The organism is Coleofasciculus sp. FACHB-542 (genome assembly GCF_014695825.1).
GTDB lineage: Bacteria > Cyanobacteriota > Cyanobacteriia > Cyanobacteriales > FACHB-T130 > FACHB-T130.
On the sequence record NZ_JACJPB010000008.1, the window covers coordinates 63437 to 80332 of the forward strand.

The 16896-nt window shown below is 47.8% G+C and carries 13 protein-coding genes; 7 read left to right on the forward strand and 6 right to left on the reverse strand.

Annotated features, from left to right (window positions below):
* Positions 1 to 8 precede the first annotated feature (8 nt).
* Positions 9 to 374: a Lin0512 family protein gene (locus tag H6F52_RS01105; protein ID WP_190531363.1), complete on the reverse strand. Its 366-nt coding sequence runs from the start codon at positions 372 to 374 to the stop codon at positions 9 to 11.
* A 21-nt stretch (positions 375 to 395) separates the two neighbouring features.
* Entirely contained in the window at positions 396 to 2903 is a 2508-nt protein-coding gene (gene ptsP, locus H6F52_RS01110) for a phosphoenolpyruvate--protein phosphotransferase (RefSeq protein WP_190531365.1), read from the reverse strand.
* A gap of 66 nt (positions 2904 to 2969) precedes the next feature.
* Here ptsP and H6F52_RS01115 point away from each other — a divergent pair, with 66 nt between their 5' ends.
* Positions 2970 to 3641: a HEAT repeat domain-containing protein gene (locus H6F52_RS01115; protein WP_190415008.1), complete on the forward strand. Its 672-nt coding sequence runs from the start codon at positions 2970 to 2972 to the stop codon at positions 3639 to 3641.
* Between the two features lie 64 nt (positions 3642 to 3705).
* Here H6F52_RS01115 and H6F52_RS25935 read toward each other — a convergent pair whose 3' ends face one another.
* Positions 3706 to 4230, reverse strand: a complete 525-nt coding sequence (locus H6F52_RS25935) for a hypothetical protein (RefSeq protein ID WP_190415007.1) — start codon at positions 4228 to 4230, stop codon at positions 3706 to 3708.
* Positions 4231 to 4367: 137 nt separating this feature from the next.
* On the opposite strand from H6F52_RS25935, the gene H6F52_RS01125 reads away from it, so the two are divergent.
* Positions 4368 to 4928 carry a phycobiliprotein lyase gene (locus tag H6F52_RS01125; RefSeq protein ID WP_190531367.1) on the forward strand — a complete coding sequence of 187 codons (561 nt, stop codon included), beginning with the start codon at positions 4368 to 4370 and terminating at the stop codon, positions 4926 to 4928.
* Between the two features lie 48 nt (positions 4929 to 4976).
* On the opposite strand, the gene H6F52_RS01130 is transcribed toward H6F52_RS01125, so the two are convergent.
* Together H6F52_RS01130 and H6F52_RS01135 are read right to left on the reverse strand one after the other, a co-directional pair.
* Positions 4977 to 5690: a hypothetical protein gene (locus H6F52_RS01130; RefSeq protein WP_190531369.1), complete on the reverse strand. Its 714-nt coding sequence runs from the start codon at positions 5688 to 5690 to the stop codon at positions 4977 to 4979.
* Between the two features lie 202 nt (positions 5691 to 5892).
* Positions 5893 to 7947, reverse strand: coding sequence for an S-layer homology domain-containing protein (locus H6F52_RS01135; RefSeq protein ID WP_190531371.1), 2055 nt, complete (start codon positions 7945 to 7947; stop codon positions 5893 to 5895).
* 99 nt (positions 7948 to 8046) lie between these two features.
* On the opposite strand from H6F52_RS01135, the gene H6F52_RS01140 reads away from it, so the two are divergent.
* The 5 genes from H6F52_RS01140 to purU all read left to right on the forward strand — a co-directional run bounded on the left by H6F52_RS01140 (position 8047) and on the right by purU (position 13967).
* Positions 8047 to 9099, forward strand: coding sequence for an ABC transporter ATP-binding protein (locus H6F52_RS01140; RefSeq protein WP_190415003.1), 1053 nt, complete (start codon positions 8047 to 8049; stop codon positions 9097 to 9099).
* Entirely contained in the window at positions 9100 to 9903 is an 804-nt protein-coding gene (locus tag H6F52_RS01145) for an ABC transporter permease (protein ID WP_190415002.1), read from the forward strand.
* A 244-nt stretch (positions 9904 to 10147) separates the two neighbouring features.
* Positions 10148 to 12013 (forward strand): Gldg family protein, encoded by a 1866-nt coding sequence (locus H6F52_RS01150; protein WP_190531373.1) that lies wholly within the window; start codon positions 10148 to 10150, stop codon positions 12011 to 12013.
* A gap of 47 nt (positions 12014 to 12060) precedes the next feature.
* The gene (locus tag H6F52_RS01155; RefSeq protein ID WP_190531375.1) at positions 12061 to 13116 is read left to right on the forward strand and encodes a DUF4340 domain-containing protein; all 1056 of its coding nucleotides are present in this window, start codon (positions 12061 to 12063) and stop codon (positions 13114 to 13116) included.
* Positions 13113 to 13967 carry a formyltetrahydrofolate deformylase gene (gene purU, locus H6F52_RS01160; protein ID WP_190531377.1) on the forward strand — a complete coding sequence of 285 codons (855 nt, stop codon included), beginning with the start codon at positions 13113 to 13115 and terminating at the stop codon, positions 13965 to 13967. Before H6F52_RS01155 ends, purU begins: the two co-directional genes overlap by 4 nt.
* 325 nt (positions 13968 to 14292) lie before the next feature.
* Here purU and H6F52_RS01165 read toward each other — a convergent pair whose 3' ends face one another.
* The gene (locus tag H6F52_RS01165; protein WP_242033808.1) at positions 14293 to 16713 is read right to left on the reverse strand and encodes a hypothetical protein; all 2421 of its coding nucleotides are present in this window, start codon (positions 16711 to 16713) and stop codon (positions 14293 to 14295) included.
* Between the last annotated feature and the right edge of the window lie 183 nt (positions 16714 to 16896).

Below are 16896 nucleotides of genomic sequence, written 5' to 3' on the forward strand. Positions count from 1 at the left end.
CTACGCAACTAATCGGTTTCCACCAAAACGGTAACCGCCGCAACAGCGATGAGCATTTCGTCATTCTTATCATTGAGTGAGGCAATTGCTCGACCTTGAACGACCATTCCGCCAGACTCAACAGTGAGAGTTTTGCGCCCAAAAGGTAATACAGCTAACACCTCCGCTTCCCGTACTTGCTCTGGGTAAGGCACTGCCACCTGTACTTCAACGATCATTTGGTCGGGGTCGCTTAAACCTGCAACTTCCCAGACACCCGGCAAAGCATTGTGAGCGATCGCATTCCTGACAGCCCTGGTTGCGGCGACAGTCGGTTCCTGTCCGTGCTGATCGATTCCCATCCCCATCTCGATAATTAAGCGTTTACGAGCCACCGTTACTCCTCTGACGACACTTTATGTTTTCAACTGACCTACAATATATTCTCTGACTTCTTTGGCTGAATCTAGCTGCAAGACAGCAGATGCGATCGCTTCCGCTTCATCCATCCTCAACTTTGAAATCGCTGCTTTCACCGTAGAAATGGCTGGGGAGTTCATACTGAATTCATCAACTCCCAATCCGACTAAAATGGGTGTCGCTAACTCTGATGAAGCTAATTCGCCGCACACTCCCACCCAAATCCCAGCATGATGAGCAGCGGTAACAGTTTGCTGAATCATTCGCAGCACTGCTGGTTCAAAGGCATCGGCGAGAGTCGCAACTTTGGGGTTTGTGCGATCGCTTGCCATGACATACTGGCTCAAATCATTGGTGCCAATACTAAAAAAATCCACCTCTGCTGCCAGTTTGTCAGCCATTGTCACCGCTGCTGGCACTTCCACCATGATTCCGACTTCCATTGCTTCATCAAAACTCATCCCCAAAGAGCGCAATTCTGTCTTAGCTGCGGCTAAAATCTCTTTGGCGGCGCGGATTTCTCTCACGGATGCCACCATCGGAAACATGACCTTAATAGGGTGTTTGTGACTGGCGCGTAAAATTGCCCGTAGCTGAGTTTTTAGTAAATCTGGGGAATCCAGTAAATAGCGAATTCCCCGCCATCCGAGGAAGGGATTGGCTTCTGGTGGCAAATCCAGGTAAGGGAGGGGTTTGTCTCCGCCAATATCGAGAGTGCGAATAATTAGGGGATGGGGGGATAGGATGGATGCGATCGCTTCATACGCTTCTCGTTGTTCTTCCTCAGTCGGGACGCTGACTCGATCGAAATACAAAAATTCACTCCGCAGCAATCCCACCCCTTCTGCACCAGTATTTACAGCAATTTTGGCCTCTTGTATTGTCAAAATATTTGCCATCACCTTAATTTGATGTCCGTCGTGGGTGATGGCGGGTTGCTGTGCAGCAGATTGTAACGCCTGTTGTTGCGTTTGCTGACGATTGCGTTTTGCTTGTAATTCCCGCAACTGGTTGTCGTCTGGTTGCACCCACACCTCGCCAGTTTCCCCATCAAAGGCGATGAGAGTGCCATTCTCCAAGCGCAGCAACTCAGCACCCACGCCTACAACCGCCGGAATGCCGAGCGATCGCGCTAAAATTCCACTGTGAGAAGTCGCACCGCCTGCAACCGTACAAATTCCCAAAACTTTGCCGGGATCTAATTGTGCCGTTTCCGAAGGAGTCAAGTCAGTTGCAACCAAAATCCCTGGTTCTGGCAAATTTATAGAAGCGGGTACCGTACCTGTAAGCGATCGCATCACTCGCTGTCCCACGTCAAAGACATCAGCGGCGCGTGCTTGTAAGTACGAGTCTGGCAATGCTTCGTAAGCTGCAACTGTCTCATCAATGACAGTCTTCCAAGCTGCGGCGGCACTAAAATTCCGATCGAAAATCAGCTGGCGCGTGCGATCGATTACAAAGGGATCTTCTAAGCAAAGCAAATGAGCATCAAAAATCGCCGCTTGTGCTTTTCCCGCCGTAGCAGATATTTGGTGGCGGAGGGTTTGAATTTGATGACGAGTTTGCTCAATTGCTGTCTGTAACTGTTGCCATTCCGCTTCGGGATTGTCTGCTTGCTGCTGTTGTACGTTGAGAACGGTGGGTTGATAGATCGCAATATTGCCGATGGCAATACCCGCAGAGGCAGGAATCCCAGAAAACTGAGAATTAGAAATTGGGAATTGGGGTTGCTCCGGAAGCGGGGTTTCCGCACCCCGAACGTCCGCGACTGATTCCCCGAAGTTGTCTTCTACTAGCTGTTGCAAGGCTGCTAAGGCGGCTTGGGCATCCGCTCCAGAGGCTGCGATCGCTATCTCATTCCCTTGGCGGATGACCAGCGTAACGACTTGGTTGATGCTTTTAGCATTGACCGATCCGCTGCTAGATGTGATGTTTTGTAACGTAATCTCAGATTGAAACTGGGAAGCGGTAGCAACAAATTTGGCAGCCGGACGGGCGTGCAAACCCATCTGATTTCGGACGGTGAGATGGATTACCTGACTTTGGGCACTTGTTGGGGTACTTACCAATGCCCCGACGGACTCCGAAGGATTAATACCGGATAACTGGGAGGCTTTCGCTGCTAATGCTCCTCGTGCTTCGCGGATGACTTGCTCAATATTTGCACCGAATGCTGCTGTTACCGCTGCGGCGATCGCTCCCTCTACCAGCGGTGCCTCACAGAGTCTCACCGGATGCCGCCGTTCTTCTGGCAGAAACTCCAATGCCATTTCCGCACTCAGTACAGCACTCCCCAAATCCATCAAGATGAGGACGCCATCCTCACTGTAAACCGACTCAATCGCTTGATAAACCTGCATTACATCCGTACCAAAGGGATTTTCCGGATCGTCAATTCCTGCGGCTAGAGCCAGCGACACGGCACCTTGAACCATTTGGTGCACTAACGCTTGCACTCCCTCTGCCAGCTTTTGACTATGCGATACGATGACAATTCCTACCATCTCTCCACCACTTCCTGAGATAACTCGCTCAATTATGTTAAGATTTATTAAAGAGCTTAGGATTTTATGACTCATCCCAGCTTAGAAAATATTGGTGCCCAGCTAGAAAGTCCGAATTCACGCGATCGCATGTTGGCGCTTGCCTCTTTGCGTGAAGTATCGGCAGATGACGCTGTACCCCTGATCAAAAAGGTTTTAGACGACGAAAACCTGCAAATTCGCTCAATGGCGGTGTTTGCACTGGGTCTTAAACCGACCGAAGAATGCTTTCCGATTCTCGTGAAATTGCTAGAAACTGACCCCGACTACGGGATTCGCGCCGACGCCGCTGGTGCCTTAGGTTACCTGTGCGATATCAGAGGATTTGAACCCTTGGTGCGGGCGTTCTACGAAGATACCGATTGGCTGGTGCGTTTCAGCGCCGCCGTTAGTTTGGGCAATTTAAAAGATCCCCGCGCTTTCGACGTACTGGTTCGGGCATTAGATAGCGAAGAAGTCGTGTTGCAACAGGCAGCGATCGCGGCACTCGGTGAAATTAAAGCAGTAGGAGCCGTCGATCAAATTCTCCGCTTTGCCCAAGCTGAGGATTGGCTTGTCCGTCAGCGGCTTGCCGAAGCCCTAGGACACTTGCCCAGCGCCAAGAGTATCTCCGCGCTCAATTACCTGGAAAAAGACCGTCATCCCCACGTTGCTACCGCTGCCACCATCTCCCTGAAGCGGCTATCTGAAAACAATTAAAAATTAGAAATTAAAAATGGGGGATTCTCCATTTTTAATTTTTAATGGGAACATTTTTAATTGCTTACAGCCAGTGAGCGACGGAAAACAAGCCATCTTCTACCTGAATATGCTCCACACCGCGCATCTTGACGATGGGCTGACCCTGATAAGATACGCACAGCCAACCACCGATGACGAAATCAACCGTAATCTCATTCGAGAAGATTTCGTCTAATCGTAGGATATCGATTCCCGACTCATCCTCAATGGTGTCAAAACCATCGCCGGGAGCGTAAATATAGACATCATTGCCGGGACCGCCATCTAAGCGATCGTCCCCTTCGCCGCCAACCAAGACATCGTCGCCGTTGCCTCCGAATAAGCGATCGCGCTCCGAACCCCCCAGTAAAAAGTCATCCCCACCTTCGCCATACAGGGAATCCTCGTCCTCTCCCCCTTGAATCAGGTCATTTCCTTGCCCACCGTGGATGATATCGTTGCCTGACTTGCCAACCAGGGTATCGTCGCCAGCATACCCAAAAATAACATCGTCGCACTGGGTGGCTTCAATGTAGTCATCGCTGGGAGTGCCATGAATTCTAGACATGATGCAGGTTTACTCATCCGAAAACTCTTTAACCTTTTATAAAGTAGAGGTCAGCGGTTATCACTCTCTCTAGCGACTGGTCAATCTAAGATATTGAAAGTGATGTTAAAAATTATTAGTCCAGAAGAGTTTGATTCATGGATATTCAAGAGTTTTTCCAGCTGAGTGCAGGCAAATGGTTTTCCCAGCGTACTAGTCACCATCTGGCTTTCAAGCAAGCCGAAAGTGGCAAGTCAGACATCAAGATCGAGATGCTCTCGGCAGAAGATCCGGAAGTGATCAAGCTCTGCGAACAGTACGAAGTTAACCCAGCATTAGCTTGGGGAGGCGCTCGCGTAAGCTGGGATGGCACGATGGAGTGGGATCAAGAAAAGCACGCAGGTTCTAGCGTTCTCGTCCCGATTCCCGACCCGGAGAAGCCGAATGAAGGTCAGTTGCTGCGCGACATGGGCTATGCCGAAAAAGCTTCGGTCGCCGGTCGCTATGTCATCGGTAGCGATAATTCATTCACGCTGATTACCGCGTATGAAACGATGTACTCGGAAGAACGCATCTGGTTTGCTAGCGAAAACTTGCGGCTACGAGCCAGCATTTTAAAGCGATTTGGCGGCTTCTCAATGGCTTCTTTTTGCTCGGAAATCCGCATGGGCGTCGCAAAGCCACAAGAAAAAGCTGCTGACACCGTCGCCAACAATTAAAAATTAAAAATGAGGATTGTTCATTTTTAATTTTCTGTTTTCAAGGGCTTAAGTCTCTTCATCACTCTGGGCAACGGCTTTGAGTTTTTGGTAAAAATCTGAGTCATCTGCCGTTGGGATAAATTGGTGTATTGGTCGCTTGCTGACATCCCAGCGCGACCAATTTGCTTGATAATTTTTGTGGCTAGAACGCAGCGCAAGGCTGGCGTTGGCGTCTTCTGAATTGGCAACGTCCCTAGGGTTGTTGGTGTTTGTCGGTTCTGACAGGACGGAAGCAGCAGCCTCCTCTGGGGACGGCGTCTGGGCGATCGCAATTGGGTGGGCGATCGCGATCGCCTCGTCACTGGCACCCACAGATGCTTCCGTTGAGGATGAATAAACTGGATTTATCGCGTCTTTCGCCTTGACTCGCTCTAAACTTGGCTCAGGGTTAGAAGCTAAGGTTGCTGGTAGCGGATCGGCTGCTTCCGTCAAATTTTGGGGAAAATTGCGGCAAACCAAGCGCTCAAAATCATAGTTAAAGTGATACAGGGCTTGACCGCGCCGAGACCAGAAATTTAAGATTTGCTCGACAGAAATCGCTTTGTAACGTCCCTGATAAAGCGCCTCAATCACGGCTAGAGGCACCCAGTCGGCACCAAAGTCGCGAACCCAATGGGCTACCAATTCCTCAGCCGTGTAACCCCTAATCAGTTCAAAACAATAGTAAAGAAGCAGCGTCGTTGCGTAGGCAGTAGCTGAGTCTTGTGTTGACTCTGTCATCAGAAGTTAACTTGGCAGACCAGAAATAATATTAATCGCAGATTAGCGTTTAGCTGTCATCGGTCATTAGTCAGTGGTGATATTTATATCTTGCACTCTCAGCACTCGTTCAGGAGAAGTATTGGACAAAAAGGGCATTTGCCTACGGGCGATATATTTATTGCGATCGCCCAAGATTTTTGTCCGAAGGCGAAAGCCCCAACTAAGCAGGCAATCGCCCAGTGGCGACTAATGCCTGATAAACCATAGCAGCTGCCTCGGCGCGTGTGGCTTCTCGATTTGGGTTAAGTTGTGCGGGTGCCGGGTGGTTCACAATGATACCTCTTTGTGTAGCAGCAGCAATAGCAGGGCGGGCATAGGCGGGAATCGCTGCGCGGTCTTCGTACTTGTCTAAGAGTTTTTCATCCCCAGAGGCAAAGCCCAATCCACTCACCAGAGAGACAATCAGCTGGACTCTCAGAACCGGCTGCTGAGGGCGGAAGGTTTGGTCGGGAAATCCGGTAATGAAGCCACCGCTATAAGCTTGTTGAATCACCGCCTGCGCCCAGAAAGTCGGGGGGATATCGGTAAACTGAATGCCTGGGCGTTTGGAAGTGGGGTTAAAGGCTTTAACTAATAAAGCCGCGAATCCCGCCCGATTGAGTCGATCGTCTGGCTTGAAAGTGCCATCGGCAAAGCCACCCAGCAGGTTTTGATTTGCCAATCCTCGAATAGAATTCTCTGCCCAGTGTCCCTGAATGTCGCTGAAGCTGGGAAGGGAGGAGTCGGGATTCACTTCCGGATTGACAATATAGGGAGAAGCGATCGCCTTGACTTCCCCAGTGGTGACTAATGCCTGATAGATGAGTGCAGCAACTTCAGCGCGGGTAATGTCTCGCATCGGTTCAAGTTGTTGAACTTGGGGATAATTCACCACCATGCGCCTCGTGGTGGCAACAGCGACGGCATCTGTGGCGTAGCTGGGAATTTGAGCGCGATCGCCATAAACTCCCAAGACGCTAGAATTACCCCCCGTAAGTGCTAAACCACTGACTAAAGATGCGATCGCCTGCACCCGCGTTAGATTTTGCCCCGGTCGAAATGTGTTATCTGGAAACCCAGAGATAAAACCCATCGATGCCGCCTTCGCGATCGCCCCCGCCGCCCAAAAATCTGCTGGAATATCCTTGAAACTGCTCTGATTTCCCGGTCGTGGCGGCAAGTTAAAGGTTTTCGCGATCGCTGCGGCATATTGGGCGCGAGTCATTGCCGCTTCTGGCTGAAACGTCCCATCCGGGAAGCCACTCATCAGATTTTTCGCCACTAGCGCCTGAATAAACGCTTCCGCCCAATAACCGGCAACATCGCTAAACTGGGCAGGCCCCATTGTAAAAGTAGCGGCAACCGTCGCCGCCACAAATTCCACCGTTCCCTGCACCCGCACTGGATTCAGCTGATTTCCCGCTGAGACGACCGCGAACCGCGTCAGATTTTGCAGATCGACTTCCCCGTTATCCCGCAAAATATTACCCGCTGGCTCTTGACGGCTCCCTAGCTGTGGTTTTGCCCCATCATTGATAATTAGCCCCGCTTGTGTATTTTTCTCAATGAGATTGCGACGCAGCACCGGGGTCGCGTCACGAGACAGAAAAATCCCCGCCCGATTCGCAAAAATCTTATTATCGGTAATTAGGGGAGCCGCTTGATCTCCAATCAAAATTCCGTAACCCGTTCTCTCTGCCACATTCCGACGCACTTCCCCCTTGGCATTGCGGACGAGAGAAAGACCTGTGGAGGCATTTTGGGTAAATACATTATCTAAAATTGCCGGTTTCGCAGTACCCGTGACAAAGACGCCATCGCGACTGCAACTGGTAAAGGTATTATTCGCCAGCCTTGGCGATGTCGATTCTATCCAAACCCCTGTCCCCTTCGCCCCCCGATTCGTCACTGAGACTCCCCGCAGTTGGGCATCCGTTTCCAGGTGCAGGGTAATATTTTGGGAGCCAAAGCTTGGGCTAATATATTCCCCACTGCCTTCGATTTGAATTCCCTTGCCTTTGCTGGATTCATTCCCTACCACCGTCACCCCAGCCGGGATTACCAGAGGAAATACTTCTCCCCCTGCCGCATTGTAAATCCCAGATGCCAACTGAATCGAAGTTCCGGCTTGAGCCTGCTTCAGGGCACGAGTCAGCGTCTTCAGTGGGGCAGATGAGTTCCCGACACTGTTATCTTTGCCAGTTGCTGGGTTGACATAAAGCATTGGTTGACCCATAAAGTAAAGAGTTTTGAATTTAGTCCTTTGTCATTTGTCCTTAGTTGTTTGCTTTTGACCAATGACCAATAACCAATGACCAATGACCGATGACCCATAATGATCGAAGTTGAAAATTTAAGCAAAATCTATGGCGCGACCCCAGCCATTCAGGATGTCACCTTTAATGTGGAACCTGGGGAAATTTTGGGCTTTTTGGGGCCGAATGGTGCCGGAAAAACGACAACCATGCGGATTTTGGCGGGATATCTACCCGCTTCCAGTGGGACTGCCCGGATTGCTGGGTACGATGTGCATGAAGATTTAATGGCGGTACGGCGGCGGATTGGTTATTTACCGGAGACGCCACCTTTGTATCCTGACATGAGCGTGGAGGGATTTTTGCATTTTGTGGCGCGGCTGAAGGGGGTTCCCGGACGCGATCGCAAATCCCAAGTAAATTCAGCAATGGAACGCTGCAACCTCACCGAAAAACGCAAGGTACTCATCCGCAAGCTTTCTAAAGGCTTCCGCCAACGGGTTGGCATTGCCCAAGCGATCGTCCACGACCCACCCGCGATTATTCTAGATGAACCCACGGTTGGTCTCGACCCTCGCCAAATTATCGAGGTTCGCAACTTAATTAAAAGCCTTGCCGGTAGCCACACAATCATTCTCTCTACCCATATTTTGCCGGAAGTTAGCATGACTTGCAGCCGAGTGGCAATTATCAATCGCGGTCGGCTTGTGGCAACGAATAGCCCAGAAAATCTGGTAGCACAGCTAGCGGGCGGATCGGGCTATGAGTTGGAAATCGACGGGGATGTAGAAGCTGTGCAACATATGCTCTTAGTTTTGCCCGGAGTTCGTTTTGTCGAATCCATCCCCAGCCAGGAATTACCGCCCAATCGCACTCTTATCCGTGTAGTATCAGAACCGGGTACAGAACCGGCGCGTGATATTGCTGCGGTTTTAATTGGGGCGGGGGTGGCATTGTATGAAATGCGACGCACTCGCGCTAGTCTTGAGGACGTGTTTATCGAACTGACAACCCAAGAAAAGGTCGTCGATATGGATACGGATGAAACCGATGGCAATGGGACATCCCCTCCCTCGCCAGCAGAAGCTGCTGCCATCGTTGCCACAGATGAGCAATCTGGAGGAGTTGAATAAATGGGCGTAATTATTAGTAATATTTTGGCGATTTATCGCAAGGAATTGCAGGGCTATTTCGCTTCGCCGCTGGCATATATCGTCGCGGGTGCTTTCTGGTTTTTAGCTGGATTATTCTTCCTCACTGCATTGCAAAGTGAGAGCGATCGCGCTTTGGATATTTATTTTCAAGGACAGCAAATCGGCGCACCCGTTCCCCCCATTGATGTCGCCTATAACACCCTCCAAAGCTTTCTTGGGGCAATGTTCTTTTTATCGTTATTTATTCTGCCCATTCTCTCAATGGGGCTGTATTCCGAGGAACGCAAGCGAGGGACTTTAGAGCTATTAGCCACTTCGCCAGTCACCAACTGGGCGGTGGCGGTGGGTAAATTGTTGGGGGTAGTGACATTTTTTATCACAATGGTGCTGCCGTTACTGGCATACGAAGCGATCGCTTTTAATGCATCAAGCCCACCCCTACCCCCGGCGGTGCCGCTATTGGGTCATGCAGCATTAATCTTGGTTGCCGCTGCGATTCTTAGCTTGGGAATGTTTATTTCTTCCCTTACTGAAAGCACAATTTTGGCAGCAATTCTTACCTTTGTGCTAATTTTATGCTTCTCGCTGATCGAGCTTTTAGCGAAACTGACCGGCGGCGTGTTAGGAGAGGCATGGAATCATTTATCTTTAGTCAAACATTACAACACCCTAGTACAAGGTGTGGTTGATACCAGCAGTTTGATTATGTTTGCAAGCTACATTATCTTAGGCGTGTTTCTGACTGCTCAATCTATCGATGCCTTGCGCTATCAGCGTTCTTAAATTTACGAATGGCGAATCGCGAATGGAGTGGTTGCGATGAGAAGACCGAATGCGTGAGATGCAAGTAGCCCACACCTAAAAGGGTGGGGCTTGCGCCTACAAAGACCGCCTTCGAGGTTTCCTGCATCTCGATTGAACAGATCGACACCCGCAAACCTATCATTGATGAACTGTTACCTAAGCTAAACACTTACCTAAAATCTATTGGCAGCAATTACCAATTACCAATTACTGATTAGCCAACATGAAAACCATTAATTGGAAGTATTTAAAATATCTCTTTTTGCTTGGCCCAGCTCTAACAATTACGGGTCTAGTCGCTGGATTGGTATCCAGTAGCTGGGGTTCTGTGCCCGTAGGTTTAATCGTTGCTGGAATTGTAATTATTGGGTTATGGCTGCTATCTTTGGGCGGTTCGCCAAATGGCTTTTGGGGACGCCGGTCAACTCAGGCGGGAACCAATGCTCTAGCAGCAACGCTGGCGGTTTTGGTGATTTTGGGGCTGATTAATTTTCTGGGTGTTCGCCGTGTTGTGCGAGTGGATTTAACGGAAAATCAGCTATTTACCCTTGCCCCCCAGTCGCAGCAATTAGTGCAAAATTTATCGCAGCCAGTCAAGTTGTGGGTATTTGAAGAAAATCCGAATCCTCAAGACCAACAATTGCTGGAAAATTACCGACGATATGGCTCTCAATTTAGTTTTGAATTTGTCGATCCGCAACTGCGACCCGGACTGGCTCAAAGGTTTAACCTAAAATCTCTAGGGGAAGTTTATCTGGAATCGGAGGGACGACGAAAGCTCATCCAGACAGTGAATCCGCAGCGCGGGGAGAGCCTTTCAGAAACAGTGGTGACGAATGCGATCGCCCAAATTACGAGCGATCGCGTTGGCAAGGTTTACTTCCTCCAAGGTCACGGCGAACGTCCCTTACAAGCGGCGCAAGGAAGCATCTCTCAGGCGGTGACTAGCCTGGGAGAGAAAAGCTACACCACTCAACCCCTAGATTTGGCGAAAACTCCAGGAATCCCCCAAGATGCTGACCTCATCGTCATTGCTGGCCCCAAACGGGCGCTGTTTGCAGCTGAAGTCACCGCTTTGAGCGATTACCTGAAGCGCGGCGGTAGGCTACTGGTGATGGTAGACCGGAATACCAATCCCGGTCTGGATAACTTGCTCAAAGATTGGGGCGTGAGGCTGGATAATCGTCTTGCCATTGACTTGTCCGGTGGTCAGGCGGGACTGAGTCCGGCGGTGATTATGGTTACGCGCTACGGTGAACATCCAATAACTAAAGATTTTCAGGATGGTCGTTCTTTCTACCCGTTTGCACGACCAATTGAAGTAACTCCCATCGCCGGTATCCAGGCGACACCTTTGCTGGTGACAAAAGACGAGAGTTGGGCTGAGAGCAATCCCGAAAGCGATCGCTTGCAGTTTAATCCCGAAAGCGATCGCCAAGGGCCTTTAATTCTCGGCGTCGCCCTAAATCGCGTCTATCCTCCCCAAAGTGTGTCTGCACCATCCCCAACTCCAACAGCGACTCCAGGGGCGACTCCAGGAGCAACCGCTAGGCCCACCCCCAGTGCATCCCCGACTCCAACGGCGACGACATCAGCTTCTCCCAGCCCAACCGCAACTGCTAGCCCCAGCCCGTCCCCAACTCCAACGGCGACGACATCAGCTTCTCCCAGCCCAACCGCAACTACTAGCCCCAGCCCGTCCCCAACTCCAACGGCGACGACATCAGCTTCTCCGGCCCCATCAGCAACTGCTAGCCCCAGCGCGTCCCCAAGTCCAACCAATTCACCGGCAAAGACGGCAAATGCTGACCAAAAGCCAGCAGAATCCCGCCTAGTTGTCCTGGGTAATTCTGATTTTGCAAGCGATGGTTTGTTCGAGCAGCAACTCAATGGAGATGTATTCCTCAACTCCGTCAGCTGGTTAAGCAAACAGGATGAGCAACTTTTATCCATCCGTCCCAAAGAAGTAAAAGACCGTCGCATCAACTTGTCCCAAGACCAAGCCAATCTAGTGGGTTGGATAGCTGTGTTGATTATGCCCTTAATCGGGTTCATTACAGCCGGACTGGTTTGGTGGTTCAGACGTTAGTAATTTCAGATTTTGGATTTAATCTAAAATCAACTCGCGTGTTGATTATGAAGCTAAAACGAACAACTTGGATTCTGATACTATTGGCGCTGAGTTTGGGGGGATTCGTTTATTTTTATGAAATTAAAGGTGCCCCCCAGCGAGAAGCAGCACAGGCAAAACAAAAGGAAATCTTTTCTTTTGAAAAAGACCAGATACAGGCTTTGACAGTTAAAAGTCAGGAACAAACGTTGAGGTTTGAGCGAGTCACGCAGGAAGCTGTGGACAAGACGAGTATTTCTCAATGGCAGATGAAATCGCCCAGCGACGTCCCAGCCAGCGATCCATCTGTTTCATACTTGCTAAATTTACTGGTAGATGGCAAGAGCGATCGCACCCTCTCCATCTTCCCTAACCAGCTACAAGAATATGGACTCGACAAACCCCAAGCGACGGTAGAAGTAAGGCTAAATAATCAGCAAACTCATCAGATAATTTTGGGTAAGCCTAACTTCAATAGTAGTTTCTTGTATGCTCAAGTTGACCCCCCTGCACAGACCCCTCAGCAGCTAGAGGTGCTTTTAGTCCCGATAGACTTTGAGTATGGTGTAAAACGTCCTCTGTCAGAATGGAAAGCCAAGGAAGCGGTTCAAAAAAATAGTCCGGATAAAACCTCTGACAAAGCAACACCCTCTCAGTCACCTCAGCCGAGTCCGTCTTCTTCTCCAGCAAGTAAAAAAGATACTTCCGGCAAAAATTCAGACAAAGCAACACCCTCTCAGTCACCTCAGCCGAGTCCTTCTCCTTCCCCGGAAATTAAGAAAGATACTTCCGGCAAAAATTCAGACAAAGCAACACCCTCTCAGTCAAATAAACCTAGTCCCTCCCCCTCTCCAAAAACTACTAAAAACCAGCCTGCTGAAAAAGCAACACCGTCTAAGTCAGATAAGCCGAGTCCTTCTCCTTCCCCAGCAAGTCAGAAAGATACTTTAGACAAAAAACCAGACAAAGCAATACCCGCTAAGTCACCTCAGCCCAGCCCCTCTCCTTCACCAAAAAATAGTAAAACTGAGACTTCAAAAACCGAAAAGTCACCTCAGCCTAGCCCCTCTCTCTCACCATGAACAGCCCCACCGCAACGCTGCTAGTTTCCTGCCCCGATCGACGAGGATTGGTGGCAAAAATTGCTAATTTTATCTACGCTAATGGCGGTAATATTATTCATGCCGATCAGCACACCGATTTTGCGGCTGGGTTATTTCTCACCCGAATTGAGTGGCAGTTAGAAGATTTTAATCTACCGCGTGAGTTGATTGGTCCAGCATTTAACGCGATCGCGCAACCTCTACAAGCCAACTGGCAGCTGCACTTTTCCGACACAGTACCCCGGATTGCCATCTGGGTAAGCAAACAAGATCATTGTCTCTTTGACCTAATTTGGCGTCATAGAGCAAAAGAATTCTCCGCCGAAATTCCACTAATTATCAGCAACCATCCCGATTTAAAAGATGTAGCCGCTCAATTTGGCATCGACTATCATCACATTCCGATTACCAAAGAAACAAAATCACAGCAGGAAGCCAAACAATTAGAATTACTGCGGCAATACAACATTGATTTAGTTGTGCTGGCAAAATATATGCAAGTCGTCAGCCCTGATTTTATTAGTCAATTTCCGCAAATTATTAATATTCATCACTCATTCTTACCTGCATTTGTAGGAGCTAATCCCTACCATAAAGCCTACGAACGCGGCGTCAAAATTATCGGTGCAACGGCTCACTATGTCACCCCCGACTTGGATGCAGGCCCAATTATTGAACAAGATGTAGTGCGAGTCAGTCACCGGGATGAGGTTGACGATTTGATTCGCAAAGGCAAAGATTTAGAGCGAGTCGTATTAGCGAGAGCAGTGCGATCGCACTTGCGAAATCGCGTGTTGGTATACGGAAATCGCACAGTAGTCTTTGAGTAAAAATCAAGAAGCTCTAAAATGATTTTTTGTATGCTAATAAAATCTAATTAATGCCTTATGACGACTACTCTAACTAAGAGTAAAAACAGCGTGCTACTCAAAGATATTAGCTGGTAAACCTATGAAGCATTATTAACTTATAGCAGTATTTCTACGCATAACTTTAGAACAAATCTGTCAATTTCCACTATATAGCAATCCTAAATAATTCGTGAAGACTATATCCCGACTTCTAAGAGAAGTCGGGGATGTGAACTTCTGGGATCTCACAATTCAAATAGGATTGCTATACATAGCATCACAAGAACGAGAAGAGGATTTCTGCTTAAACTGTACTATATTTTTGACCAATTTCTCTAAGCAGCGTAGTCAGATTCTGCTTGTCAGATTCATCATATAATTTATCTACTACATCTTTAAACTTAGACAAGTCATTCATATATTGCTTGTCAGATAGCTGTGATGCTAATTGCGGTGTTAAAAATCTTACTAAGTCATCTTCATTTTTATCAGATAAAATATCTGTAACATCTTTTACTTTGGACAAATTTTTATTGTCCCGCTCGTCCAATAAAATATCGGCTACTTTTTTCAATCTAGGGACATTATTTCTGGACTTCTCTTGGGATACAAGCTCGGCTAAATTTTGGTCATCAGATACTATAGCTACTAACTCCTTCAACTTAGACATATCCGTTGCGTAATTCTTGTCGGATAAAATATCTACCACCTTTTTTAACTTAGATAATTTCTGCTTTTGTTTTTCTTGAGATAGCAGTGAGACTAATGCCGTTTCTGTCTTGACAAATCTTGCTAAATCTTCGTACTCGATCGATTTGTTTTTCCAGATGAGCCTGCGCTCTGTGAATACAATACCCTCTTTCGCATCATGCCATATACTATTGTCTATCAAAGCGATTACCTTTTCCTCACGATTAACAGATAACCAAGTAGACAGCGCATTTGACAACTTATCCAAGGGCATATTAGGAGCAGAAAAACCTTCCTCAAAATTGTATTTCTGCACGTTCTTTTGAAGGAATTCTCCCAAAGAGCCTGGTAATGGATCTTCAGTCAAGGTATAAGTTCGAGTTTCTAACTGGCGCAGCACTGCCTGATCTCGTTTCTTTTGCTCTTTCAGATTCTTTTGCCCTTTCAGATTCTTTTGCCCTTCCAGAAATGACCAAATCAAAAATGTTGTACCTGATGCCACAAGAGCAGCACCGCCAGTCATTACACTTAGTCCACCAAGAGCCGATATTGTAGTAGTGATAGCAGCAGCACCGGACAGCGTACCAGCGACTCCCAAAGCGCTGGCAGCAGTCCAAGCCGCTAAAACAGTGGTGGCACCAGCTATTGTTCCTGTACCGATAGCAATCCCCAGATTTTTTTGATCTTCGCTATCCATTTCTGAGACTAAGGCAATAGACAGCATCCCTGCGGCTCCAATTAGTGCCGCTCCTCCTGTTGCTACGGCTAACCCACCCAGCATTCCCAAACCACCAGCCGCAACAGAACCACCACCTAAAACGGCTAAAGTTGCATTTGTTGCAGCTGCTCCAGACAAACTGCTAATACTAACACCCGTTGCTGTTTCTGCTCCAATCGTAGTCAGCACTTTCGTAGCTTGCGGGACAATCGCTGCACCTTGTTTTTTCGCCCGCTCCAGTTTATGTCTGATTTCATCAGCATCTTTTACGAGAGTATCTACTGTTTGAGTAAAATCTTCTGGATTGTCTAGATTGTCTAAATCCTGATCCCTTGCTAATGAGTAAACAACTTTAGCATTTGCTGGAATATCTGCATTTTGGATGAAGGAGTCTAGGGAGTTCAACGTTGCTTCATCGGTTGTTGTTTTGCCATCACGTACTGCCTGATAAATCGACAGGTAATTTGCTTTTTCTTCAGAAGTTAGTTCCTTAGTATCATTAATCTGTTTGACCAGAATCAAATCAACTGTTAATGCTCTTGATTTTGCACTCGCTATCGAGTAAATCCGTTTGATTTCTAAAGGCAGGGAAGAGCTTGCAACAATCGAGTCTAAATCTGTGAGCGCTTTAAAGTCAGGTACAGGTTCTTCAGCGCGGACGTATGCGTAGGTTCCTACGATCAGTTTCTTTTCTGTCTCAGTCAGTTCAGATTCAGCTAATGTAGATTCAATGGCTTGCTTAATTCCCAGTAAGCGCGAATTAGTACTGGCAAGTTGATAACGCTGTTGAATTCTATTATCTAGTTTTGAGGAATCTATCACATAATCCAGGAAATCTAATGCAATTAAATCGTTAATGTACTTAGCTTCCTCGATATCTTCATACACAAATTTGCATTTCTTCTTACTTGATTCTTCGAGAAATTGCGTATTTTTATCGATTTCTTGATAAATCTGGTCAGCTAGCCTTAATTCTTGGTCATATAAGGTATGAAAAACTACAGTAATATCTTTACCTTTTTGACCACGACCTTTGATAGTCATCTCTTGATTTTCTTCCGTTCGGGGGATAATATTTACGGAGCAAGTCTCTCCAGAACGCAAAGGAAAGGTTTCCTTTCCCCCGTTCTTAGCTGTTGCATAAGGAACAAAAATATGATATTTCTCTACAATAGAAATATTTTTTTCTACTTCCTTGCTATCAGCCATAGCGCTAGCTGGATAAAGCAAGTCTTTTGCCATCAGGCCGAATGTACCTAAAGCCAGATAACTAAGAAAATAACGGCGGCTCAGAGTAGAGATACTTAGTTGAGGCATGACTAATATTTTTATATTTCTGGAAGTGTTGCACAGTTGTTGCTGACCGAGCTACAACCCACTCATTATTAGCATTTTTAGCCCATTGTCACCACATGGGAAACGCTACCTGAAAATTATTAGAAGTTGACACCAGCCCAGTGCGACCGTACCAAGAATCACAATTGAAGTACCAGAAGAACT